The sequence below is a fragment of the Aeromonas popoffii genome, assembly GCF_000820025.1.
Classification (GTDB): Bacteria; Pseudomonadota; Gammaproteobacteria; order Enterobacterales; family Aeromonadaceae; genus Aeromonas; species Aeromonas popoffii.
Window position 1 is genome coordinate 1 of the sequence record NZ_CDBI01000015.1, and the last position, 542, is coordinate 542.

The window sequence follows — 542 nt, forward strand, 5'->3', positions numbered from 1 at the left end:
GGCTTCTCTGGCGCCGACAGCTTCACCTACACCGCCACCAACGCCAGCGGCACCTCCAGCCCGGCCACGGTGACCATTACCGTCAGTGCACCGAGTATCAGCCTGAGCCCGACGACGCTGGGCAACGGCGCCGTCGGCACGAGCTACAGCGAGACCCTGAGCGCCTCCGGTGGCACAGCGCCCTACACCTACGCCATCACTGCAGGTGCTCTGCCGGCTGGCCTCAGCTTGAATACCAGCACCGGGGTGATCAGTGGCACACCAAGCGCCAGCGGCACGAGCAACCTGAGCGTGACCGCCACCGACGCCAACAGCGCCAGCGGTGTGCAGGCCTACACGCTCACCATCGGCGCCCAAGCACCGGTGGCCAACGCCGTCAGCGCCACGGTGGCGGCCAACAGCAGCGCCAATCCGATCACCCTGAACATCAGCGGCGGCGCCGCCAGCAGCGTCACCGTGGCCAGCGCTGCCAGCCATGGCACCGCCAGCGCCAGTGGCACCAGCATCACCTACACCCCGACCGCTGGCTTCTCTGGCGCCGA

General features: G+C 68.8%; 1 protein-coding gene. It reads left to right on the forward strand.

Annotation, left to right across the window (positions count from 1 at the left end; all coding sequences use genetic code 11):
- Positions 1 to 542: Ig domain-containing protein (locus BN1129_RS04095; protein ID WP_042034664.1), on the forward strand; the 542-nt coding region annotated here is incomplete at both ends.